Origin of the sequence: Paenirhizobium naphthalenivorans (assembly GCF_007992095.1) — a bacterium.
In the GTDB taxonomy this organism is placed as follows: domain Bacteria; phylum Pseudomonadota; class Alphaproteobacteria; order Rhizobiales; family Rhizobiaceae; genus Allorhizobium; species Allorhizobium naphthalenivorans.
The window spans coordinates 18,987-41,959 of sequence record NZ_BJZP01000011.1 but is presented as its reverse complement, the minus strand read 5'-3'; the positions used below and the strand labels follow the sequence as shown (position 1 = coordinate 41,959).

The window sequence follows — 22,973 nt, the reverse complement described above, 5'->3', positions numbered from 1 at the left end:
TTGACGAAATCTCGCCCGGCGTTTTCTTGCTTGGGTTCCGTTGAATATATCTCAAGAAAAAGCCCCCTTTCGGGGGGCTTCATCAAGCAAGGCCGAAACATTGCTATTCCGCGGCCTGGACCGCCATTGGATTGTTCGGATGGGTCGTCCAATTGGCGTAGTTCGGGTCGACCGGTTTGCCGGTGCGCTGGTCGAGTGCGCCGGGCTCGAGTCCGACCATGGTGATGCAGTTCTCGACCGGACAGACGTTGACGCAGAGATTGCAGCCGACGCACTCGTCTTCCTTCACCTCGAAATGGCGCAGACCATTGACCTCGGCCGTAATGGCCTGGTGCGATGTGTCCTCGCAGGCGATGTGGCAGCGGCCGCACTTGATGCAGGCGTCCTGGTCGATATGCGCCTTGGCGATGTAGTTGAGGTTGAGATACTGCCAGTCGGTGACATTTTGCACGGCGCGACCGGTGATGTCGTCGAGGGTCTTGTGGCCCTTGGCGTCCATCCAGTCGGAAAGACCGGTGATCATTTCCTCGACGATCCTGAAGCCGTAGGTCATGGCTGCGGTGCAGACCTGCACGTTGCCGGCACCGAGCGCCAGGAATTCGGCCGCATCGCGCCACGTGGTGACGCCACCAATGCCCGAGATCGGCAGGCCATAGGTTTCCGCATCGCGGGCGATTTCGGCCACCATGTTGAGCGCGATCGGTTTCACCGCCGGGCCGCAATAGCCGCCGTGGGTGCCTTTTCCGCCAACAGTCGGGTTGGGGGCGAAATTGTCGAGGTCGACCGAGACGATCGAGTTGATCGTGTTGATCAGCGAGACCGCGTCGGTGCCGCCGGCTTTCGCCGCGCGCGCCGGCTTACGGATGTCGGCGATGTTCGGCGTCAACTTGGTGATCACCGGCATGCGGGTGTACTGCTTGCACCAGCGCACCACCATTTCGATATACTCCGGCACCTGTCCGACGGCGGCGCCCATGCCGCGCTCGGACATGCCGTGCGGACAGCCGAAGTTCAGTTCGATGCCGTCGGCGCCGGTCTCCTCGACCAGAGGCAGGATCGCCTTCCAGCTTTCCTCGGTGCAGGGCACCATGATCGAGGCGATCAGGGCGCGGTCCGGCCAGTTCTTCTTGACCATCTTCATTTCCTGCAGGTTCACCTGCAACGGACGGTCGGTGATGAGCTCGATATTGTTCAGGCCGAGCAGCCGACGGTCGGCGCCCCAGATCGCGCCATAGCGCGGCCCGTTGACATTGACGACCGGAGGGCCTTCCTCTCCCAGTGTCTTCCACACCACGCCGCCCCAGCCGGCCTTGAAGGCGCGCTCGACGTTGTAGGCTTTGTCGGTCGGCGGCGCGGAGGCCAGCCAGAAGGGATTCGGCGATTTGATGCCGACGAAATTATTGCGAAGATCAGCCATGGTTCGTTCCTCTCAATGTTCTTCGGCTCAAGCGACAGCACTTGCTCCCGCCGACTGGACGGCGAGAGAACGATTGATGGATTCAGCCGCATCGCGGCCCATGGCGACGGCGGAAACCGTCAGGTCCTGACCGCCGAAGGCGCAGTCGCCGCCGGCCCATACGCCGGGGAGGGAGGTGCGGCCTTCGGTATCGATGGCGATCTTGCCGCCCTGGATCTGCACCTGTTCCACGCCCAGAGCATCGAGCTTCTGGCCGATCGCGACAAGAATCTGGTCGGCCTTGATTTCGGTCTTGTGGCCGGTGCCCTTCATCACGCCGTCTTCGACATGGGTGTATTCGAGCGTGATCATCGATACGTGACCGTTGTGATGGGCCACTTCCTTGGGTTGCAGCCAGTGGCGGATATTGACGCCCTTGGAGGCGGCGAGATCCTGTTCGAACGTCGAGGCGTTCATGTGCTCCTTGCCGCGGCGATAGCAGATTGTCACGTTCTCGGCGCCGAGGAGCTTGGCCTGCACGGCGGCGTCGATCGCCGTCATGCCGCCGCCGATCACGACGACGTCGCGGCCGACCGGGACGTCGGCTTTGTCGGTGGCTTCGCGCAGGTTGGCGATGAACTCGACGGCATCCATCATGCCGTTGATGTTCGCGCCCGGGATGTTGAGCGAATTGACATTGCCAAGGCCGGTGCCGAGGAAGACTGCATCATGCTTGGTCTGGAGGTCGGCGAGGGTGAAGTCGCGGCCGAGCATCTGGCCGTCGAGCACGTCGATATTGCCGAGCGACAGGATGTAGTCGACTTCCTTCTGGGCGAAGTCATTGGTCGTCTTGTAGGTGGCGATGCCGTATTCGTTGAGGCCGCCGGCCTTCTCGCGGTGATCGTAGATCGTCACGCGGTGGCCGTGCAGGGCGAGCCGGTGGGCGCAGGCAAGGCCAGCCGGGCCTGCGCCAACGACGGCGACCGATTTGTCGGTCGCCGCGGCCGGCGTGTAGAACTGGCGGCCCTGCTCGATGGCGATGTCGGTGGCGTAGCGCTGCAACCGGCCGATCTCGACCGGGCGCTCTTCGGCCGTGTTGCGCACACAGGCCTCTTCGCAGAGCGTTTCGGTGGGACAGACGCGCGCGCACATGCCGCCAAGGATGTTCTGGTCGAAAATCGTCTTGGCCGAGCCGGTCGGATTGCCGGTCGAGATCTGGCGGATGAAAAGCGGGATGTCGATCGAGGTCGGACAGGCCGTCATGCACGGCGCATCATAACAGAAGTAGCAACGATCTGACGCAACAAGCGCCTCGTGGTCGTCGAGACGCGGATGAAGATCGGAGAAATTCTCAAAATAGTCGGCAGCGTCCAGCCGCCCGGCCTTCAGGCCCGGTTCCAGTCGTCGCATCGTGGTTCCCCTTTTTTATCGAGCGATTGGGAGCAGGCTAACTCAGGAAAAAAAATTTATCAAACGGTAAAATTTTGCATGATGATGTTTGCGGAAGGCTTGCGGAGCAGGGGCTCTAGCTTTCCAGAAGGGCCTTTTCCCGTTCCCGGTAGAGCTTAGGCGGCATGCCGGCATTCTGCGCGAAGAACCGGCTGAAATAGGCTTGGTCCTCGAAGCCGAGTCGGGTGGCGACCTGCTGGACCGACAGGGCGCTGAAGACCAGGTCGCGTTTGGCTTCCAGTATGATGCGCTCAGCGATCAGACGGCTCACCGGCTTGCCGACCAGGGCGCGGGTGATGCGGTTGAGATGGGTCGCGGACATGCCGAGACGCCGGGCATAATGCTCGACCGGAAGGCGCGTGCGGAAATTCTCACCGATCATTCGGGTCAGTTCCGCTAGTCGTTCCCGGTCGCGGTCGGTCTCGCCTTGACCGCGCTCGGCGCCGGCGAGGCGCGACGTCAGCAAAAGCACGGTGCGTAATAGCGGCTCGACCAGAGGGGCGGGCCGCGCTCCGCTCTGCACGATCGCCTGTTCGGCGCGATCGAGGCTTTCGCCAAGATATCGGCTGTCGGGGTGGTCGTCCGGCATGGGGGTCATGCTGGGTCGCCGCAGCCATTCGCCAAGCCCCGAATGCCCCTGCAGTTCGGCGGCAAACCGCTTCGCGACCAGCGTGATGACCGCACCGTCGACGTCACGGGAAAAGCGGAATCCGTGGTCCTGACGCTCCGGCATGACGATCACCGTGCGGGCCCCGAAGGGATGCCAGTGACCGTCAATCAGGGCCTCGCCATGGCCGCTGCGAATGTGCAGAATCTGAAATAGACGCTCGTGCCTATGTGGCCGGATCTCCCAGCTGTGCAAAGAGCTGCGGCTGAAGATCGTCTCCGCATGGGCCCAGAATTCCGTGTGTTCGGTGGGTTTCTCGCCGTAGAGGCTGTAGATTGGAACCGCTCTGGGCAAAGCAACTTCTCCGCTCCATGTTCGAATTATCCATAAGTGTGCCGGAATCTTCCATTGCCGGCAAGCCTCTGCGGCTTATCATTCGGCAAGAATTCAGGGAGGATTTTCATGCGCACTCAGGTCGCCATCATCGGTTCCGGGCCTTCGGGCCTTTTGCTCGGTCAGCTGCTCAGCAAGGCCGGCATCGACAATGTCATTATCGATCGCGTCGATCGCGATTATATTCTCGGCCGTATCCGGGCCGGTGTGCTCGAAGTGGGCGCCGTCGGCATGATGGATCGCGCCGGCGCCGGCGCTCGGATGCACAAGGAGGGACTGGTCCATGACGGGTTTTCGCTGTCGTTTTCCGGCCGTCGCCACCGTATCGCCCTCAAGGACCTGACTGGCACCTCGGTTATGGTCTACGGCCAGACAGAGCTGACGCGCGACCTGATGGACCAGCGCGAGGCCGAGGGTGGCCGGACCATCTATAATGCCGCCAATGTCACGCCGCACGAATTCGACGGCGAAAAGCCTTATCTCACCTATGAACAGGATGGCGTCACTCACCGCATCGACTGCGATTTCATCGCCGGCTGCGACGGCTATCATGGTCCGAGCCGGGCCGCCGTCGAGGGCCGGGGGCTCAAGACCTACGAGAAGGTCTATCCGTTCGGCTGGCTCGGCATTCTAGCCGATGTCGCGCCCGTCGATCATGAACTGATTTATGCAAACCACGCGCGGGGCTTTGCGCTATGCTCGCAGCGCTCGCTGACCCGTTCGCGTTACTATGTCCAGGTGCCGCTGACTGACAAGGTCGAGCAGTGGACGGACGATGCCTTCTGGGATGAACTCCGCCGCCGATTGCCGGCCGATGTCGCCGAGGCCATGGTGACCGGACCGTCGATCGAGAAGTCGATCGCTCCGCTGCGTTCCTTCGTCGCCGAGCCGCTCCGGTTCGGCCGCCTGTTCCTGGTTGGAGACGCCGGCCATATCGTCCCGCCGACTGGTGCGAAGGGTCTCAACCTCGCGGCCTCCGACGTGCATTACCTTTTCGAGGGCCTGCAGGAGTTTTATGGTGAGCGGTCGTCGGCCGGTGTCGATGCCTATTCGGTTCGCGCGCTGTCGCGCATCTGGAAGGCCGAGCGGTTCTCCTGGTCAATGACCATGCTGCTGCATCGCTTCCCCGAGGACGGCGATTTCGGCCAGAAGGTGCAGGAGGCCGAACTCGACTACCTGTCGGGCTCGACCGCGGCCCAGACCGCCATGGCCGAGAATTATGTAGGCTTGCCTTACTAATCTCTCCCAAGCCCTGCTTTGATGGTTCGGCCGGTTGCCCTGCAGCCGGCCGAACTCGTTTCGGGAAAAATATGATAAAAAACATCATGTTTTAATCTTTACTCTAAAAGTCATGTTTACTATGGTCCAACCCTACCAGGCAGGACGGCTGCGTGTGAGCAGGCCGAGAATGGAGGAGCGGGCATGGCGAAGAAGAGCAGGAAGCTTGCAGAGCAGAGGCAGGCCGCGAAGGCCGATCCGGGCGTATCCGGTGTTCGGAGCGCCCGGGTCGCGCAAAGCGTTCGTAGTTTTCTCTATGTCGGCGGCCGCGATTGCCAGGTGGCGCATCTGCGCCGTATCGCCAGCGATCACGGAGCCGAGTTGATCCACCACGACGGCGGTCTGAGAGAGGCTGTGTCGCGCATCGACACGGTTCTGCCCTCGGTTGACTGTGTCTTTTGCCCCATCGACTGTATCAGCCATGATGCGTGTCTGAGGGTTAAGAGTGGCTGCAAGAAGTTCGGCAAGACCTTCATTCCGTTGCGCAACGGTTCGAAGTCCAGTCTTGAGCGGGCTTTGCAGACCCTGAACGATAGGAATGAAAATTCATGATCAACGATGATTTCGACGCCGGTTTGCCGATCGACCCGCCTGAGCGCCTTGTCGGTTCTGAGACAATTCTGCAACAGGGTGCAGTGGTCGTTCCCTTGCCGGGCTTGCATCAGCGTCGAAGCAAGCCCATGTCAGGGCTGTTGCCCTATGGCGATGCTACGATTATCAACTTTCCTGCACCGAAATGGCAAAGGAATGCCTTGCGCAAGAATGGGTAGAACCGGCCCTTGCGGCGGAGCGGGACCTTCTAAGGACTGCATCGTATGAATGCGATCAACCCCGTAGATCTTGGCGCCGTCGACGTGACGCCGATCCTTCCGTCTCTCAATTATGATCAAACTTGCGACTTTTATGTGAACACGCTCGGTTTCGAGCGGCAGCCTGAAGTCTGCGAAGACTATCTCGTGCTCCGGCGCGGACGCATGGTTCTGAATTTCTGGCGCTGCGACGATCCGCATGTGGCGGTCAACAGTTCGGTCTTTATCCGCAGCGATTCGTTGACCCCGCTCTACGAAGAGTTCGTCGCCCGGGATGTGGAAGGTTTGGGCCGCATCCAATGCGAGGACGACCAGGAAGGACAGGTCGCCCGTTTCCACATTCGCGATCCACACGGCAACCTGCTGCTCTTTGGGCGTCGCGAGACCGCCAGTCTCTGATCTCATCCGGAAACCGGCCCATTCACCGGTTTGACAGCCAGTCGTGCAGTTTGCATTCCGGCCGAGGTGCCGCAAGACCTCGGGGGTGTCAGGACGCCTTGAGAGGAACAAATGCACCCAAGGCGGCTACCAGCCATCCGATCATCATCAGAACGCCGCCTGTCGGTGCCGCCATCGGAAAGAGGCTTGTCCCGTAGAATTGTTTGAGGGCGAGATCCCCGGCAAAGAGCACGGTGCCGATCCCCATCAGAAGACCTGCGCCGGTCGCCGGCCGGATCAGCTTGTGGCCGGCGTAAAGGGCCAGCATGGCCGGTGCATGGGCCAGGCACATGGCCGAGGCCGGACCCAGCAAGGCTCCACCCATATGCGTGGCGGCGGCCGCGAGCGCGACGCCCGATGCGCCGATCAGGCCCGCCAGAAGAAGAACGAGCGGACGGATCCGGTCACAGATTCCCATGATGGCGATTATTCCTTGTTTTGCATGTGGTAGCCGAGTTTCTCGATCGGGGCCCAGACGATCTCCCGCAGCTTCTCGTGCTGCACGGTTTCATCGAGCGCCTGTCGGAAGCACAAGAACCACTCATCGCGCTCCTGCGGGCCGATTTCCGCCCCCAGATGACGCCGTCTGAGCATCGGATGACCACGTTTCTCCATATAGAGCGGCGGGCCGCCGAGGTATCCGGTGAGATAGTCGTAGAGTTTTTCCTCACTCCCGTGGAGGTCTGCCGGATGGATCGCGCGGCAGCGGGCGGCTTCCGGGAGGGTGTCCATCAATTCGTAGAAGCGGTGGCACAGCGCGCGCACGGTCGCCTCTCCGCCGATCGCTTCATAGAGTGTAATCGTTTCTTCTGTCACGTGGTCAGCCTCGCTATACTGCTCTCTTCTTGCCGGTTTGGCGACCTCGGGGCAAGAGTGGCTGCGGGCTTGGGGCTGCGACAAATGGGTGCGATAAATCCTGTTCGCAGGCAAACCCGCGCAAGGCGGGTTTGCGTATGGCTGTCGCTTTGGCGCGTCAGTCGAGGCACTTTGCGTCTCTGACATGGGTCAGCAGGCGATTGGTGTCGACTGTGAACAAGGGGCCGTTCTCGTCCTGTGTATTGCCGACGACATGGTGCGAGTTGAGGCTGATGACGCGGTTTTCTCCAATGCCGCCGTCGACCTTGAAGTCGGTGAACCATGCACCGCCGCTATTGCCGGAGCGCATCGGATTGCCCTGCATGGTAACGATGCCACCTGAGATAGCAGCCCATTCGCCGTCGACCTTGTAGAGGAAGCGACCGTCGCCGAAGTTGGCGGGATAGCCGATCGCGGTCAGGGCTGTGCTCGCCGGCGTGCCGGTGGCCAATTCCAGCGGCGCCTTGTCATCCTCACCGTCCGCCAGGATGAAGGCATAGTCATAGGCGTAATTCGGGGCCGGCGTGTGGAAGGCGTCAAACAGTGAAACGCAGCGCCAGCCGACCGTCTGCGCCGTCTGGCCATCGTTATAGGCGCGCTGGAAGGTGAAGTTGGAGAACCACTTGCCCGTGTGCTCATCCATCACGCAATGGGCGGCTGTCAGGATGACCGAGGCGCCTTCGACAAACTGGGCAGTGCAGGCCGAAAGATCGCCGTCACCGTCGCGGAATACCAGCCGTCCCGTGCTCCAGTAAGGGGCTGCGGCAGACGGATCATCGACCTTCTCCGGCACTCCCTTGAGTAAGGTGCCTTCCTTGCCGGGTACGGCCTTGAGGTCCAGCGAGTTCGGGTTGAGCGTTCTGAACCGCTGCCGCATCTCCTCCAATTGCTTCGGCGTTACTTCCACGCCGGGCAGAGGCTTGGCCTTTGCCAGATCCTCTGCATTGAGCAAGGCGAGACCTTTGGTGTTCGTGAGGTTTTCGATCGTCAGATCGTCCGCCGAGGCGCCTGAAGCGCCCGAGGCGGCGAGCGCCAGGGAAAGCAGGGCCGAGGCGGTGCGGCGCTGTGCGCCATATAGGTTCGTCATTGTCCTGATCCTCTTTGCATGTCGGTCGCGAGGGTAGGGGAGCGCATCCCTTACGGAGCGCTTTCCTGTCTCGCTGCGATGGTTTGGAGATGGGGAGGTGGCCGGAGTTATCCGGCCACCGATATTTGCTGCTGGCTCAGACCAGAAGGGGCATGCGCAGTTCGATCATGCCGCGCTCGATCAAGCCCTCGGACTTGACATCCGGGACGAAAACACCACGGTTCGGGTCATATTTCAGCGTGATGTCGGTCACGCCGCCGCCGAAGCGGGCGACGGCATTGTTGCCGACGATCTTGGTGATGATCGTTTCGCTGGCGAACTGGCTCTGCAGCCAGACATAGACGTTGGTGAACGGGGTCATCTGGATCTGCTGCTGCGACAGCACCGACTGCGCCGAGATCGGCTTGCGCTCGGCCAGCTTCTTGCTGACCATGGCCGATTGCGACAGGCCGAAGGTCAGCGAAGGGTACTGGGTATAGGGCATCATATTCTCGGCGGCGAAGGTGCCGCTGGGAATCTCCGGGCTGTTCTGGAACACGCCGAAAGTTGCCGCCGGCGTGAAGGGGTAGTAGCCGGCGTCGAGGGCCGGGCCGGGCGTAACTTCCGAGAGCTTGGAGATGGTGTTGCCCTGGGTCACGCCGGTCGTCGACGCATAGATCCAGTATTCCTCCGTCCATTCGACCGTGGTCGACTGAAACGGGTCGATCGACAGCCAGACGACGTTCGGGTCGCCGCTGCCGACCGGCTTGGCCAGCGTCAGCCGCTGGCCGGCAGCCTTGATGACGTTGAGGTCGGTGGGATCGATGTTGAGAGTCAGTGAATAATTTGGCATGGTAATTTCCTTCCTTCTCTAAGGTTTCTCGGCTTGCCGCAGGACGCGCCACGCGTCGCTAAAGCGTTCCTATTTGCACAACCGAAAAGCTAGAAATCTCAACCGCTGAGTGTGGTCGGTTTTACCGTTGGAGCGGTGACGCCCGATCGGCCCGATTGCCGGGAACTCCCGTTTCGCAGGCGGTTCCGTTCCATGACGCAAGTTATGAGGATTGTTACTTATGCGTGTATTATTTATTTGACAGTAATCTATGGATGTGCTCAAAAGGGAACGGTTATGATACAGTCGGCCAACCCGACAAAGGCTGACGGCCGCCGGGCGGCCTGGGGTGCGAGTGACGATGCGAATTGGCTATGCCCGAGTGTCTACCCATGACCAAAACATCGACATGCAGCTTAATGCGCTGGCAGGTGCCGGGTGTGAGCGGATCTTCACCGATCATGGTCTGTCGGGCGCATCGCGGACCCGGCCGGGATTGATGCAGGCGCGGGACAGCCTTGCGGCTGGCGACACATTGGTCATCTGGCGCCTGGACCGGCTCGGTCGGTCTCTGTCGCATCTGATCGAGGTGGTGGCTGAGCTTGGGCGACGGGAGATCGGCCTCTATTCCATCAGCGAGTCGATTGATACCGCCTCGGCCGGCGGCATTCTGATCTTCCATATCATGGGCGCGCTTGCCGAATTCGAGCGCGCGCTGATCTCGGAACGCACCAAGGCCGGAATGTGGGCGGCAAGGGCGCGCGGTAGCGCAATTGGACGGCCGGCAAAGCTGCAACCGGACGAGATTGAGGCGGCGCTCGAGGCCTTGGAGCAGGGCGTCTCGCTTGCCATGGCAGCACGACAATTCGGGGTCAGCCGATCGACCCTCTACCGCAGGGTGCGTCGCAGTGCCGAGGCGGCGAAAACAGCCAAGGCGATTGGCGCGCCTCAGGTTGCCCGCCTATGCTCGAAGGTTGGCCGGGCGACGTCCTGATCTGGGGCCTCGACAGCCTGCGCGGAACCGTCAATCGGCGGCTCCCAGCAACTTTGCTAAGGGGCCACGCTGTCGGCCCCAGAGGCTGAACACGACGCCTTTGCGTCCGCTCCGTGGGCGATAAAAAACGGATTTGCGAAGTCGACGTCGCTCAGCTGATGCCTCTTGCCATAGGCAAGAGGCCTTCCGTCGAGACACAAGGTTGCGCCGCCGGCTGCACGCAGGACGGCATCTCCGGCGGCCGTGTCCCATTCCATCGTCCGGCTGAAGCGGGGATAGATGTCCGCCGCGCCTTCGGCCAGCAGGCAGAATTTCAGTGACGAGCCGATGGAGCAATGCTCGGTGATGCCATTGTCCTTCAGGTATCGCTCAGTCTCGGGGCTGTTGTGCGATCGGCTGGCCACCGCAAGGGGGACTGACGGGCAGGGGCGGACGGTGATCGGGTGGCGTTCGGTGACTTCGAAGTTCGGCGATACCGTCAGCTTTTCGGCGCCCGCCTTCGATCCGAGGTAGGCGACGCCGAGCGCCGGTGCGTAGACGATGCCAGCCAGCGGCACGCCGTCTTCGATCAGCGCGATGTTGACGGTGAACTCCGGGCGACCGGCGATGAATTCGCGGGTTCCGTCGAGCGGGTCGACCAGCAGAAAGCTCCGGCCATTGGTATCTGGAACATTGCCGGCTGCCACCGCCTCCTCGGCGACGACGGGCACGTCCGGCATGGCTTTGGCGAGCGCGGCGAGGATGATCGTCTCTGCCCGCTGATCGGCCTCGGTGACCGGCGAGGCGTCAGACTTCAGCGTGACATGCGGGCCTGCTGCGCAAACATCGAGGATGGCGCGCCCGGCTGCAAGCGCGGCCTGCTCAAAGAGCCTCATCATGCAAACTCACTCCCTCCAAGCGCTCTGACCGGATGCGCGCCCGCGGCCTGCTCCGCTGGCCCCGTTTACCCGGTCCGCCGTATCACCATTCTTGCGGGAATTGCCGATGGTTTCAATGTGTTGGTTAAACGAAAACCGGCGAACGGCGGAAATGAGTGCATGAAGGTCGACAACATGTCTCCCCCTCGTCGGGCGCAATGCCCTTCACCACGCCGCCGTCGCCGCTATCACGGGTTTGATGGCTTTGACGCGTAGCGCTTCATCGCGCTCTGGAACCGCGTGGTGATTTCAGTGGCGAGCAAGGATGTGGGGATCCATCCCGGCTTGAGTGATCCCGATATAGTCAGCTTGACGGTCCTGATCTCCGATCCGGCATCGTCATCCGGCGGGCGCCGTCCTTCAAGCTCGATCTGCAACTCCACCTGGTCGAAAGTGTCGGCGGCACGCATGGAGACGTTCAGGCTCAGACTGCCGATCGGATTGGTATAGCTGGCCTGGAGCAGCCGTTCTTCCTCCGGCTTCAACAATGGAATGCGGTCGACATTCTTCTGCATGCCAGGATCGATTTCGCCGACCGGCACGACGCGGAAGCCGTCCTCCTGTGCCGTCAGGGCGAAGCCCATGGGGATTCCCTGGTCAAGGACGTCTAGGGTGGCCTTTGCCGCGCCGACGATAGCCTCGCCGATCGGGCTCGCCAGCATTGTCCCGATCCCCTTGATCCCGTCGGATTGTCGTTCGGCCTGTGCCTTCGCGCGCCGCCAGTCGCGGTCGAGCATCTGGACTGCGCTTGGCAGGCTCGTCGTTGCTCCATTGATCTGGAGTTGCGTCAGTTTGATCGTTCCGCTCCAGGGCTGCTCCCAGTTCATCACCGCAGTCACGTCGGACGGAGGGCCCGGTTGCGTCGCGCCGAGCGCGGCCAGGGCTCGATCGATTCGGCTGGCGAAGGCGCCGCAACGCGTATTGCTGCGCGCGCTCCGCAGAACAGCAACGGCTTCAGTCGTCTTGTTCTCGCCGTTCAGCGTGCGAGCCTGATCCCACAGGGCCTGTGTTTGGGTTTCGCGATCGACTGCGGACTCGTAAGAGGCTCTCAGTTCCGCCACGAGGGGATGACCAGCGGCGGAGAGCGTCGCCAGCCCGTCTCTGGCGGCGGTGAAGTCGCAACTATCGATGGCTGCGCGGATCGCGCTGGTGAGCGGGTCGTTTGCACCAGCCTCGATCTTGGTCGTGGCGGAATCGATCGCTATGCGGAAATTGTCGCATTGCGTATTGGCGCGTGCCTTCCGGAGAGCGTCCAGGGCGGCGTCGATCGTACCGGCCTGATAGAGCGCCTGGGCCCGGTCGTAGTCGGCCTTCGTCTGACCTTCCCGGTCGACCGCGGCCTGGTAGCTGGCAGCGAGTTCGGTATAGCGTGGTGAACCCGTCATGCCTTCCAGAAGGCGTCTTGCGTCCTCGAACCGGCATTGTGCGATCGCCGCTTCGGCGGCGGCCGCGTTGTCATCGGTTCGATCAGTCGTCAGCGCGCTTTCGCCCAAGGCCAGGCAACGGGCGGCATCGCCGGCGGCGGCCGTTGTCGCTTCGGCGAAGATCTCGGACACGTCGGCGCTTGCTCTCGCCGAAGAGGCGGCCGAGCGAAGCGCGTCGATCAGAGCTGGCCCGCCATTGCGCGACCCGATGGGGTGGATCCGCTGGGAGAGTCTCTCCAGTCGCTCTGCAAGCAGGCCGCCCTCGGACATTGCGACAGCGGAAGCTTTGTCGAGTTGCTCGCTGCATCCGGCCAGTTCGCCGGCTGCAGCATGGATTTCGGCCAAAAGCCTGTCGGTCTCCGCGATTGCCGTGTCAGCGTCCTCCGTTCCCGCTTTCGCCGCGAGCGACAAGACGGCCCGATGGGCGGCCTCGGCGCGGGGTACGATCGCTTCGATCGATCGGACGGCTTCGCCAAGCGCCGCGCGTCGGGCTGTGCCATCGTCGGCGGTCCCCTGCAGCCCGCCCTTCTCCGACGCCATCGCGGCAATCCGTGCTGGCACGGCGCCGATTTCCTCAATGGTGGGTAGTGATGTCTGAACAAGTTCCTCGGTGGCGGATGCGGCATCTTGGGCCTTGCGGTCCTCGTTTGTCGCCGTTCGTGCCTGGAGCTTGGCCCCCGTGACCGCGCTGCGGATTTCGGTGAGATTGCGGCGCTGCAGGGCTTCATCGGTCTCCTTGCGTAGCTCTGCGGCCCTGTCGCATGCCGTCAGCGCTGCCGCTTCAGCCTTCTGTTTGGCGTCGGCAACTGCCTGTGCCGCGCGTTGCGCCTCGTCAGCCAGTTGCCGGCTGCGCTCGCCGGCTCGTTCCAGGGCGGCCAGTTGCGGCGAGCGCTTGTCGACCTCCTGTTCCAGTGCGGTGATCCGGTTCGCGAGTGTCCCTGCAGCCGTCTTCAGCTCGGAATAGGCCATATGGCCTGCGGAGCACGCGATGCGCCCACTCGCAGCTGCTTCCATCACCGCGCCGTGTAATCCACGCAGGACATTGAGTGCATCCGTCAGATCCTCTCCGGCCACGAACGGCATGAACAGGTTGACGCTGAACTGGCGGACGAAAGGCGGCCGCACGCCGGTAAGGTCGAGATGCCGCGCATCGATTATGGCAGGTTTGGATGTAATGTCCCCAACCGTTGCGGCAGGATCGATCGAGACTTCGGTGGAACGTGTGACGATGCGCGCGGTGAAGCGACCTTGGGCATCGGCGTTCGGGACCTTGCATCCCGTCATTTCCGAACCGTTCGAAACCCGCACCGTCACCGGTGCCATGCCGCAACGGTCGCAGGCACCGCCCTTCCGACTTTCGTCGAGCAACTGGCCTTCAATGCGGACGACCGAGAGGAGCTTGAGCCGCTCCCAGATCTCGCGATATCTGCGGTAGGCTTCGGTTCTGGTGGCGGTGCCGCCGGCTATCTCCCGGTGCTGCTGGATGAAACCCAGCGCGTAGGACACCTTGAGCCTGCCAAGCTGATTGGTGTCGTCAAGCGGATAGGCCGAGAGCTTCAGACTGGCCTCGCTGTCGAGCAGACGTTCGAAGGCCGCGTCATCGCAAAAGGAGTCGAGGGCGAGGCCTGTCCGAAGCGCGCGGATGCGCTCGCCGATCGCGTCGATGACGGCGTCACCCTCGGAAATGATGCCGGCAAGGCCGGGCACGGCCCGGTGCCCGGGGAGGTCCGTGAGATAGTCTTGCGGGCCGTAAGGGGTATTGTAGACGGAGGCGATGGTCGCCATGTCGGCATCCTTGCCGACATAGTCCGAAAAACCGATATCGGCCGCGTCACGGATGAAAGCCTGCGCCTTGTTCACGGCCGAGGCTCCGCCGCCGTTTTCACGCCCTTTGATGAAGGCTCCGTCCAGCCAGAAGTAGAGCTGACTCAAGTCCTCCGGCTCGCTCTGGACGTAAATGTCCTTCAGGAGCGGCAGATTTTCGTTCAGCGGGCAGGCCTGGATGCCGTCGCCGACGAGCGCCTTGAAGGCCCGTCCGCGCGCATCGTCGAGTGTATGTGTTGCAAGGCCGACGCAATAGCCCTCGCGCGCACGGATCAGCAGCTTGAGCGCGTTGGCGCGTGCCAGTGTCTCCTTGGCGATCTTTCCGTAGGACTGGACCAGCGTGCCCAGCAGGGAAACGCCTGGAACGCGGGAATCGCTCAGGTAACCGCCGAATTTCTCCATCAGCGAGAACATGCCTTCGAGCCTTCCGGCATAGGTGTCGGCGGTGAAGGCGCTATGGATGACGCGTGCCGTATCGAGCAGGCCATAGCTCTTGTCGAGCAGGTCGAACTGCGCTTCATAGTTTCCGAGCCTGTCGATCCACTCGCCTGAAAGGCCATGCTTTTCCAGAATATCCGTATATTTCGTTTCGGGTTCGGCGTCTTTCAGATCGTCATAGGCCGCGTCGAGAGCCTCGAGCTTCTTGCGTGCCTCGTCCCACAGCGCCTGCAGCCCGGTGACAATTTCGCGCGAGCTGTCCTTCTGATAGCGTTCCAACGCGGCCTGCACGTCGGGCATTTTCTCCGCCATGTAGGCGTTTACATAGATAGACAGATCCTGATCGGGGCTCTGTAGCCATGCCCGGTAAAACTGCTCCCGCTCTTCCGCCGTCAGACCTGCGGGACCCGCCTGCTTGTCGACCAGATCATGCAGCCAAGTGAGGAAGCGGTCATAGAGTGTGCTGGCGCGCACCTTGAATTCCGTTTCGAGATCGCCGCGGAGTACGGTCGCCCGGGCCTTGATGCTGTCGACGATCTGTTCGCGAACGCGCTCGCAGGCGGCGTAGTAGAAGGGCTGCAGCGATATCGTCACCTTGCCGACCGTCGCGGTCTCGCCCTCGGCGATTGCGGCGATCTCCTGGCAAGGATCGGGATGGTACTGGATCTGAACAAGGGGCTCCGCAGTGGCGGTTACCGGCAAGGGAAAGAGGAACGCCAGCAGCGCGATGACCTTGCCGAGACGCATCATTGTTCGGGCAGCCTCAACTGATCGGGATCCGGCATGCCGAGATCGCCAAAAGGATCGGTTGAAGAGTCGGCCGGCTCGGAGCTCATCGTGGACGAGGCGGGCGGTTCCGGCTCGGGGAGTGCGGGCGGGGTCATGCCGACGTCCCCAGGCGTCGTGTCCGGCAATTGCAGCGGAGGTGCTGGCGTCTCTGCGCCGATCATGTCCTCATATTCGAAATCGGGAGAAACGAAGTCGACGCAGGTGTCCGGATAACGGTTGCCGGCGTAGACGCCGCCGATTTCGAGCCGTATCCAGCGATAGGCAGCGGCCTCGGGCAGGGGCAGGACGACCGGTTCGTTCTGGTCGGGAACGGCAATCGACGTGCGTAGACCGGTGTCGGTCGTCACGTTCAGAATGCGCACGCGCGCGTTGTCAAAATAGGACTTTTCCGTCTTGCCGTAGCCGTTGGAGAACAGCAAACGGCGGAAGCGCGCGCCGTTATCGATCCTGAGCGTAATCGCCTCGCCGATCCCGCTACCTCTCGCGCCTTCGCACCACGCGAGATGCTGGCCGCCTTCCTCGCCGACCAGGTTTTCCGGCCCGTATCGCCAGGTCTTTCCCGGCGCCAGGGTGGAACTCACGCAGAAATGGATTGCATCGAAAAACTGACCGGCACCCTCAGTCCAGCATGTCTCCCCTGCGCGAGCGTTCCAACCAAGTGCCGCAGTCGCCATAGCGGCAAGCAAGAAACGAGCAGGAATGCCTTTCATCTTGAAAATGACCGTCACCTCCCTCCTTCAATCCTGAAAAAAGTCTAGTCGTCCGGCCGGTTTTCCACCTTGACTCATATCAATATGGCCTGTCCCTTCCGATTGTCGTCATTGGCTTGTCGTCCAAAGCGAGCACGATGGCAGGCGTTCAAGTGATAGAATTATAACATCGGGCCTTTACAAAGCTCCGGCAATTTGGAGCCCTTCTGGGCGACAGATTGATAGGTGTAAGCCTCCTTCGTCTCCCATAGGGGGCACAGGTCATTGTCCTGTCGCATTGCCAATGTGACTACGGAGAGGCAGGCTATTCGCTCTGGCGAAGACTGATAAATAGATAATTTCAGAGGGTTATTGTGGCGCTTGGAATCAGAATACACCAGCCCCCATAGAAATCATTGAGCTTTCTGGATCGGCCTATCACCAAAACGTACACTGGGCTTGCCAACAGCGTGCACCGACATCGCTCTGCTTGGCAACAGCGTACACTGAACTTTTTGGTGCCGTTTCGAGGCGGAATCGAGACTGGGTGCGATTGTGCAAGAGAGGGGTTGTGCGTGGCTTGCACCACGACTTTCAGAGCCTTGCTGAGACCGTTTCTTAACCTGACTGTGGAATTACGACCTCTTCAAAGGAGAATTCGATGTCCACGATCATCACCGATTTCAGCAAGAGCTTTGTTAAGCTGACGATATGGCAGCAGGACGGGGCTCGTGTGGAGATAACCTCCATGGGGACGAAGGGTGTCTTGTACTGGGCGAGGGCCGCAAGCGGTCACATTGTTTGCGGCATTGATCGCGAGGGCTTGGATTTGATACGCGTCATTCTCGGTGCAATGGATCAGGAGGAAGCGACGGCCTTGCACTTCGCGCTTGCGGATATCAGCAAGACAGGACTCGATGCCCTTGAAGTCGATGTCAATCTCACTGGTGAGGGCAGCAAGTTTAAGATCACCTATCGGAATGCTGCCACAAACTCGCCCGCCTACGATTACTTCGATGACGTGTCCTTATTCCTTGGAAGGACGCCTGGATATTCCCACCCTGGGTAGGCCGCGGGCGTCCATTCGACCCCTTGGGCATTGCCTATAACATCGTCTGGGTAATGGCCCTTTGCAATCAGCGCAATCACCGACGGGTGCTCTAGCTGGAGACAGCTACCTCGTCCATGGGTTCGCTCGAAAGCTCGCATCTCGATGATTAGTCCCTCGAGTTCACGGGCCGCGACCTCTTGTTCGCCGCTCTTTTCAGCGGCTTCGAGATCCCAAAGGTCGTTATAGTAGTACATGGCGCCGACATCGCCCATCTTGTAGAAGGTTTTCAAAATTCGGATCGTTGAATCGGGATCGCGCGGATATTTCGTCGTCATCATGGACTCCTGTTCCACACTCAGAATCGACCCGATCACGGCCGGCATCAAGCTGGAGCATTGTTCGATCCCGATGCTAGACTGTCCTCGATGACCGATACCCTTCACATCTACGCCGATGGCTCCTTCGATGCCGCCTCCCGTTCTGGAGGCTGGGCCTTCGTAGTTATGGACGCCAACCGCCAGATCCACGCTGCCGCTGGGGCCGCCACTGGCTCCTCGAACAACACCTTCGAAGTGATGTCGGTCGTTGAGGCGGTATCCTGGCTCGCCAGCGAAGCGCCGACTGCCACGGCGTTCATCTCGACCGACTCCGCTCACGTGGTCGAAGGCTGCAGCCGATGGCGATCGATCTGGCGCGGCAACGGTTGGAAGCGGGTGAGGGCGAACTCTCATGAAAGACATCGGCCGATCCCGGATGTGAAGCTGTGGCAAGAGCTCGATGCACTGCTCGAGCGAAATCCGCAGGTCAGGATTCAGTTGTGCAAGGGGCACTCGGGGATAGTTGCCAACGAACTCGCTGACGCGGCAGCGAGGGCGGCGATTACCAGCATTCGGTGAAAGCCCCGACCAAGATTGCTCCAGGACTTTCCAGGTCACCGCCTTAACCCCGCGCTCCTATCTTGAAGAACTGTGTATACGAGTCCTCGAACTCATCCTCTGCCTGATAGGCAGGAGCCCGCCCTTCAAAATGAAGCAGGGTCAGCTCGAAATCGTACTTGTCGGAACGCATGCACATTTCAACGGTTGGCTCCGGGAACCAGATTCCCGCATTCTGACGTATCCCCTCAAGCGATTCCTTCGCGGGAGCCTTCCGGGCGGCGAGAGACGCCGCAGGCAATTCGAACGGGTCGCTCCTCGTTCGGAGGAAGCGCCCGGATTTGAAGGCCGCCTCGCTTGGTTTCGCCCATAGAGCGAATCCATCGACGGATGCGATGACCATTGCCCTTGTTGTTGTGTACTCCAGCCATCGCAACGACGCAGCGGTTAGCGAGACCCCGTAACGAGAAGCTGCATCGCCCAGGCGTTCCAAGCTGGCGAGTTGATCCGAGGGGATTTGTCGACGGTAATCGTCAAGAGGCATTAGAAGGTTCGCGGCGAATTCGTTGGCCTCCTTCTCGATGTCCCTGCCAGCGCCGTGCTCGACGGCTTCCTTCGAGCAATAGAAACCGCCGTCGAAGTCCGGGTCGTTGTCAACAAGCTCACGATGCAGCATGAAATGACCGAGCTCGTGAGCAATGGTGTAGGCACGTCGCCCTGCGTTCTGCTTGCGATCGTACATGATCGCCCAACGTCGAGGCTGGCTATCGCCGGGCACGAGCGCTCCGTCACAGCCAGGGAGATCTTCTGCAATGACATGCTCTATGTGGCTGTCCGGAGCGATCTGCCTTGTATATTCGACGGCAAGCTCTTGAACATCGACCGGACCTTTATCGAACCTGTCCTTTCCGAGGACGGTGTTCAACATCAGCGAAATGTTGTTGGCGGTGCCTCGCGGCGACTTCGGCGTCACTCCTTCTTGCCTCCAAGAAGCTTTGCCATGGCGCGGATTTTCTCGCGGGTATCGTCTGGCATCTTGCTGTATTCGCGGAAGAAGGCCTTGTCTTGCGCATCAGCAATAGTGACTTCTTCGCGCCCGATCAGGTAGTCGGTTGTGACGCCGAGCGCGACGGCGATGGCGGCTAGCTTCTCGGCGGACGGGCGCGGAGGATCCTTGTTCTCCAGCTCCCATATATAGCTCTTGGAGGAACCGGTCTCTGTCGCAAGCTGATCGAGCGTCAACCCCTTCGTGGTGCGTAGCTCTTTGATTTTCTTGCCGAATGTTGGCTGGGTCATGGTGAAACCGCTCGTTGTTTTTGTTGTTCGGTGTAGCCATACAATAAGGGCCTTGACTCCGGAAAGCAACAACCCCATCTTGTTCGGAGTAGCGATAGTTTTAGACAAATTATAGCGAACTCAAAGGGGAGCCACCATGCGCATCGTTATCATCGACTCAACCAAGAAACCTCCAGAGGACCTGCACCATGAATATTCGAGCATTCACAGGGATTGACCCGTTCCACGATTGGGCTGACGCGATTCTCGCGCAGATAGCCTTCAAGATCCAACTTCCTCCGTCCCTTCACGCCAAGGCGGTCAGTCGTTACGAAGCCGTACGCCGCCATCTTGAAGCGACCACCTTCTTTGCCGACGGCATCGAGCACTTCTATCCGCAGGGTTCGATGGCTATCGATGCCACGATTTCAACCCGCGGCACTGACGATGAGTATGACATCGACATTATTGCTCAGCTCGATGCCAAGTATCGTCGCATGGGCCCTCTCGGAGTTCTGAAGGCTCTCGAGGATGCCCTCTCGGATTATCCTGTTCAGAAGGTGATTCGGCAGACCCGGTGCGTCACTCTCGTCTACAGCGACAAGATGCACCTTGATGTCAGTACGGCGTTTCGACAGCACGGCACGCAGGAACGGCGCAGTCACATCATGCACGCAAAGGGTCCGAACCCTGGTGCAGGAGACTGCGAGGTTCCGACGAACGCATACGGGTTCGCGGAGCACTACAAGGCTCAGACACCGATCGAGACCGCCGTGTCCGAGGCATTCCAGCGCAGGTGGAACGATTATGATCGTATCCGCGCCGACGCGGAAGTGGATGATGTTCCGAACCAGACGCCGTTCGTCGTGAAGAACATGGCGACGTTGGCGCTCCAGCTTGTCAAGCGCTACCGCAACATCAATCACGACCGTAAGCATCGATCGGGACGGATGGCGCCGTCGATCTTGCTCGCGCATTACGCTGCACGGTCTTCTAGGCCCGGCCTCACCCTGAGCGATGCACTGATCTCCCTCTGCGTCTTGCTGATTACCGACATAAGGCGCGCCTCGTTGTTGGGGCACACGCTCACCGTCTTCAACCCCACCTGGGACGAGGACGAGTTCACGGACCGCTGGCCGGGGTCTGTCGCCCAGCAGGATGAGTTTGCTGACGATCTCGTCCGGCTTGTCAACGCAGTTCGCCTGCTCAAGGATGGCAAGCTCGATCCGACACATCTGCCGGCTGCCCTCAAGGAACTCTTCGGCGACTTCGTCGTGACTGAAGCCATTCGCAAGGCTGGCCAGGAACTCGGAGGAACCGTACAGCGCGGGACGCAGGGGTACACCAGAGCGGGCGGAATCATGGTTCCAGCGGCCGTGGCGGTACCCGCGGTCGCCGCCCCGAAGGCAGCGGCCGCTGCCGTCTCCGGGAGCCGCCATACCTTCTTCGGAGATCCCCTCTGATGGCGCTGCTTCCTCACACCATCAGGGAGCAGGTCGCGGCGATGCGCGCGACCTGGCCGTCATTCGGAAGCCAGACCGTCGGTAACGATGTCGTCGGATGGAGAGGCCCCTTGAAGCCTCTCATGCGGACGTACGACATCGCAATCAGCTACTGCACGGACTTCGTGATCTCAGGGCCGCGCGTCTGCGTGATAAGCCCGTCGTTGACACGACTCCCGGATAATCCCGAGGGATCGCTGCCGCACGTCTACAATCGCGACAGGGATCCGTTCATGTGTCTTTTCGATCCGGCAAAGCATGAATGGAGCGGATGGGATCTGATTTCGGAAACGACGGTTCCTTGGGCGATCGATTGGCTCGCCTGTTACGAATTCTGGCTGATGACTGGCGTGTGGGAAGGGGGCGGTCGACATCCTCCGCTGACCGGAACCCGACATAATGTGGGAACCACCGATGAACTATATTCCTCCGCGGCGCTCCGATGGAACCACCGAACACACTCGGATCAAGCAGCAGTGGCCGAAGGACCGTCCGTTCCGAATCCTTTCGCTAGACGGCGGTGGAATTCGCGGCCTCTTCGGAGCCGCCTATCTCGCCGAGATCGAGCGAAAGTATCTTGGCGGCGAATCCATTGCCAATTACTTCGATATGGTCGCCGGCACGTCGACTGGCGGCATCATTGCCCTTGGCCTCGCAACCGGAAAGTCGGCTGCGGAAATCTCGAAGATCTACAGCGAGCGAGGCGAGTTCATCTTCCCGGATCCGAAGTTCGGGACAGGCCTCTGGCATCGCGTAAGGTCGTTCTTCCGTCCGAAGCATCAAAGCTCCAACCTTCGGGACGAGCTGCTCCGTGTCTTCGGTCACGAGGTTCTGGATTCCTCTACCTGCCGCGCAGTTGTGCCCTGTTTTGAAGGAACTCACGGCGAACCATTCATTTACAAGACGCCGCATCATCCAGACTATAAGAAGGATCGCCACAAGGCTTTGGTCGACATCGCCTTGCACACCTCGGCCGCTCCCTCGTATATGTCAGCCGTCTACAGTCACGGTCATCTCATGTTGGACGGCGGCATATGGGCGAATAACCCGATCATGAATGCTTTGGTTGACGCGCTAGCCTGCTACGATGTCCCGCGCGAGAACATCCGAATCCTGTCCATTGGCACCGGAGAAGAGACCGTCACCCTTGCCAAACGTCACTTCGAAGGAGGCAAGCTCGCGTGGGGTTTGTCTTCGACGGTGCCGCTTCTGTTTAGGCTTTCCGCTCGCGCTCAGAACAAGAACGCCCTCGGCCAGGCTTATCTGCTTGCAGGGAAGCCCAACATTCTCCGCGTCGATCTCGACGAACGCGATGAACACATGGGCCTCGATGATGTCCGGCGAGCAAAGAAGGAACTGCCGAGTATGGCGAGGAGCCAGGCGGAAGCGAATGGTATTCTCGTCAAGCAGATGTTCCTCGAGACGCCGGCAGATCCGTACGTGCGCTGCCCCGTCTAAGTCAGCGTTGGAACGTCTTGGCGTACTCCAGCCAGCCACGACGCAGGAGCGCTTTGTCGACAGCGGTGACAATATCAGGGCGATCGATCTTGAAAAGTGACGTGTTCCCGGAGAAGCCATCATATCCAAGATGATCCGCGGCTCCGGACGATAACAGTCGGCACCATTCCCGAATTGCGGCAATGCGGGTTAGCAGAGCCTCTCTGTCGAGGCTCTGACCCGTTTGCTGGCCGTGAAAAATCTTCTGTCTGATCCGGTAGCAGCCTTGGATTTCCTTCCTCAGAGGACGGTAGCGCTCTCCGATCATGTTGCCGACGGAAACGCCACTTAAATGATGTATGGCTCCGATGAAGCTGGTGTAGTCGAGACTTCCGTGCCCATAGAACGCCTCTCGGAGTTTCCCTGCATCGCGTACGGTAATCTCTGATGCCTGGTAAAGCAGATAAGCCGTGAGTTTTCGTAGTTGCCGCTCGAGCTTTATCCAAGCGAGGCAGAACCCGTCCACGGCGCGGGTTTGACATTCGGATTCGAGTATCAGATTAACCGTCGCAAATTCACCGTCGAAATCCCGGCTCATTGTCCACCCTTTTCACCGACCAGAGTTCATTCCCCTA

22 protein-coding genes and 2 pseudogenes are annotated in these 22,973 nt (G+C 60.6%); 10 read left to right on the top strand and 14 right to left on the bottom strand.

Annotation, left to right across the window (positions count from 1 at the left end; all coding sequences use genetic code 11):
* Positions 1-103: 103 nt before the first annotated feature.
* The 3 genes from preA to RNA01_RS12475 all read right to left on the bottom strand — a co-directional run bounded on the left by preA (position 104) and on the right by RNA01_RS12475 (position 3,806).
* Complete coding sequence (preA, locus tag RNA01_RS12485) at positions 104-1,417, bottom strand: NAD-dependent dihydropyrimidine dehydrogenase subunit PreA (protein WP_147180545.1); 1,314 nt, start codon at positions 1,415-1,417, stop codon at positions 104-106.
* A gap of 27 nt (positions 1,418-1,444) precedes the next feature.
* Positions 1,445-2,806 carry an NAD(P)-dependent oxidoreductase gene (locus RNA01_RS12480; RefSeq protein ID WP_147180544.1) on the bottom strand — a complete coding sequence of 454 codons (1,362 nt, stop codon included), beginning with the start codon at positions 2,804-2,806 and terminating at the stop codon, positions 1,445-1,447.
* Between the two features lie 115 nt (positions 2,807-2,921).
* Complete coding sequence (locus RNA01_RS12475; protein ID WP_147180543.1) at positions 2,922-3,806, bottom strand: helix-turn-helix domain-containing protein; 885 nt, start codon at positions 3,804-3,806, stop codon at positions 2,922-2,924.
* A 108-nt stretch (positions 3,807-3,914) separates the two neighbouring features.
* Between RNA01_RS12475 and pobA the strand changes: the two genes are divergently transcribed.
* The 4 genes and pseudogenes from pobA (at position 3,915) to RNA01_RS12455 (ending at position 6,331) form a co-directional block, all read left to right on the top strand.
* Positions 3,915-5,084, top strand: coding sequence for a 4-hydroxybenzoate 3-monooxygenase (gene pobA, locus RNA01_RS12470; RefSeq protein WP_147180542.1), 1,170 nt, complete (start codon positions 3,915-3,917; stop codon positions 5,082-5,084).
* Between the two features lie 279 nt (positions 5,085-5,363).
* Positions 5,364-5,675, top strand: a pseudogene (locus RNA01_RS12465) (DUF2325 domain-containing protein); the annotation flags it as partial.
* Positions 5,672-5,893 carry a hypothetical protein gene (locus tag RNA01_RS12460; RefSeq protein WP_147180540.1) on the top strand — a complete coding sequence of 74 codons (222 nt, stop codon included), beginning with the start codon at positions 5,672-5,674 and terminating at the stop codon, positions 5,891-5,893. The pseudogene RNA01_RS12465 and the gene RNA01_RS12460, both read left to right, overlap by 4 nt.
* Positions 5,894-5,938: 45 nt before the next feature.
* Positions 5,939-6,331 carry a DUF8817 family protein gene (locus RNA01_RS12455; RefSeq protein ID WP_147180539.1) on the top strand — a complete coding sequence of 131 codons (393 nt, stop codon included), beginning with the start codon at positions 5,939-5,941 and terminating at the stop codon, positions 6,329-6,331.
* An 88-nt stretch (positions 6,332-6,419) separates the two neighbouring features.
* Here the strand turns inward: RNA01_RS12455 and RNA01_RS12450 are convergent, their stop codons facing one another.
* From RNA01_RS12450 to RNA01_RS12435, 4 genes are all read right to left on the bottom strand, one after another.
* Positions 6,420-6,788, bottom strand: a complete 369-nt coding sequence (locus tag RNA01_RS12450) for a DUF423 domain-containing protein (protein ID WP_147180538.1) — start codon at positions 6,786-6,788, stop codon at positions 6,420-6,422.
* 8 nt (positions 6,789-6,796) lie between these two features.
* Positions 6,797-7,186, bottom strand: a complete 390-nt coding sequence (locus RNA01_RS12445; RefSeq protein WP_147180537.1) for a group II truncated hemoglobin — start codon at positions 7,184-7,186, stop codon at positions 6,797-6,799.
* Between the two features lie 157 nt (positions 7,187-7,343).
* Positions 7,344-8,312 carry a trypsin-like serine peptidase gene (locus RNA01_RS12440; protein WP_147180536.1) on the bottom strand — a complete coding sequence of 323 codons (969 nt, stop codon included), beginning with the start codon at positions 8,310-8,312 and terminating at the stop codon, positions 7,344-7,346.
* A 136-nt stretch (positions 8,313-8,448) separates the two neighbouring features.
* A complete protein-coding gene (locus tag RNA01_RS12435) occupies positions 8,449-9,144 on the bottom strand; it encodes a hypothetical protein (protein ID WP_174824552.1) in 696 nt (231 codons plus the stop codon).
* Between the two features lie 340 nt (positions 9,145-9,484).
* Between RNA01_RS12435 and RNA01_RS12430 the strand changes: the two genes are divergently transcribed.
* Positions 9,485-10,117: a recombinase family protein gene (locus RNA01_RS12430; protein WP_147180640.1), complete on the top strand. Its 633-nt coding sequence runs from the start codon at positions 9,485-9,487 to the stop codon at positions 10,115-10,117.
* A gap of 56 nt (positions 10,118-10,173) precedes the next feature.
* Here the strand turns inward: RNA01_RS12430 and cysQ are convergent, their stop codons facing one another.
* From cysQ to RNA01_RS12415, 3 genes are all read right to left on the bottom strand, one after another.
* Positions 10,174-10,995: a 3'(2'),5'-bisphosphate nucleotidase CysQ gene (cysQ, locus tag RNA01_RS12425; protein WP_147180535.1), complete on the bottom strand. Its 822-nt coding sequence runs from the start codon at positions 10,993-10,995 to the stop codon at positions 10,174-10,176.
* A gap of 227 nt (positions 10,996-11,222) precedes the next feature.
* On the bottom strand, positions 11,223-15,470 hold the full coding sequence (locus tag RNA01_RS12420; RefSeq protein ID WP_147180534.1) for a coiled-coil domain-containing protein: 4,248 nt from the start codon (positions 15,468-15,470) through the stop codon (positions 11,223-11,225).
* Positions 15,467-16,237, bottom strand: a complete 771-nt coding sequence (locus RNA01_RS12415; protein ID WP_147180533.1) for an NADase-type glycan-binding domain-containing protein — start codon at positions 16,235-16,237, stop codon at positions 15,467-15,469. The genes RNA01_RS12420 and RNA01_RS12415 overlap by 4 nt, the downstream gene beginning before the upstream one ends.
* A 622-nt stretch (positions 16,238-16,859) precedes the next feature.
* On the opposite strand from RNA01_RS12415, the gene RNA01_RS12410 reads away from it, so the two are divergent.
* Positions 16,860-17,267, top strand: coding sequence for a hypothetical protein (locus tag RNA01_RS12410; RefSeq protein WP_147180532.1), 408 nt, complete (start codon positions 16,860-16,862; stop codon positions 17,265-17,267).
* Here RNA01_RS12410 and RNA01_RS12405 read toward each other — a convergent pair.
* Positions 17,207-17,584 carry a hypothetical protein gene (locus tag RNA01_RS12405; RefSeq protein ID WP_147180531.1) on the bottom strand — a complete coding sequence of 126 codons (378 nt, stop codon included), beginning with the start codon at positions 17,582-17,584 and terminating at the stop codon, positions 17,207-17,209. The genes RNA01_RS12410 and RNA01_RS12405 overlap by 61 nt on opposite strands.
* Positions 17,585-17,674: 90 nt before the next feature.
* On the opposite strand from RNA01_RS12405, the gene RNA01_RS12400 reads away from it, so the two are divergent.
* Entirely contained in the window at positions 17,675-18,145 is a 471-nt protein-coding gene (locus RNA01_RS12400) for an RNase H family protein (RefSeq protein WP_147180530.1), read from the top strand.
* Positions 18,146-18,188: 43 nt separating this feature from the next.
* On the opposite strand, the gene RNA01_RS12395 is transcribed toward RNA01_RS12400, so the two are convergent.
* Together RNA01_RS12395 and RNA01_RS12390 are read right to left on the bottom strand one after the other, a co-directional pair.
* Entirely contained in the window at positions 18,189-19,097 is a 909-nt protein-coding gene (locus RNA01_RS12395) for an ImmA/IrrE family metallo-endopeptidase (RefSeq protein ID WP_235916598.1), read from the bottom strand.
* Complete coding sequence (locus RNA01_RS12390) at positions 19,094-19,420, bottom strand: helix-turn-helix domain-containing protein (protein WP_147180529.1); 327 nt, start codon at positions 19,418-19,420, stop codon at positions 19,094-19,096. The genes RNA01_RS12395 and RNA01_RS12390 overlap by 4 nt, the downstream gene beginning before the upstream one ends.
* A gap of 188 nt (positions 19,421-19,608) precedes the next feature.
* On the opposite strand from RNA01_RS12390, the gene RNA01_RS12385 reads away from it, so the two are divergent.
* From RNA01_RS12385 to RNA01_RS12375, 3 genes and pseudogenes are all read left to right on the top strand, one after another.
* On the top strand, positions 19,609-20,862 hold the full coding sequence (locus tag RNA01_RS12385; protein WP_147180528.1) for a nucleotidyltransferase domain-containing protein: 1,254 nt from the start codon (positions 19,609-19,611) through the stop codon (positions 20,860-20,862).
* Positions 20,862-21,266 (top strand): annotated as a pseudogene (locus tag RNA01_RS24550) (type II CBASS E2 protein); the annotation flags it as partial. The gene RNA01_RS12385 and the pseudogene RNA01_RS24550, both read left to right, overlap by 1 nt.
* Positions 21,267-21,315: 49 nt before the next feature.
* Positions 21,316-22,359, top strand: coding sequence for a CBASS cGAMP-activated phospholipase (locus RNA01_RS12375; protein ID WP_147180527.1), 1,044 nt, complete (start codon positions 21,316-21,318; stop codon positions 22,357-22,359).
* Position 22,360: 1 nt separating this feature from the next.
* Here the strand turns inward: RNA01_RS12375 and RNA01_RS12370 are convergent, their stop codons facing one another.
* Complete coding sequence (locus RNA01_RS12370) at positions 22,361-22,936, bottom strand: hypothetical protein (protein ID WP_147180526.1); 576 nt, start codon at positions 22,934-22,936, stop codon at positions 22,361-22,363.
* Between the last annotated feature and the right edge of the window lie 37 nt (positions 22,937-22,973).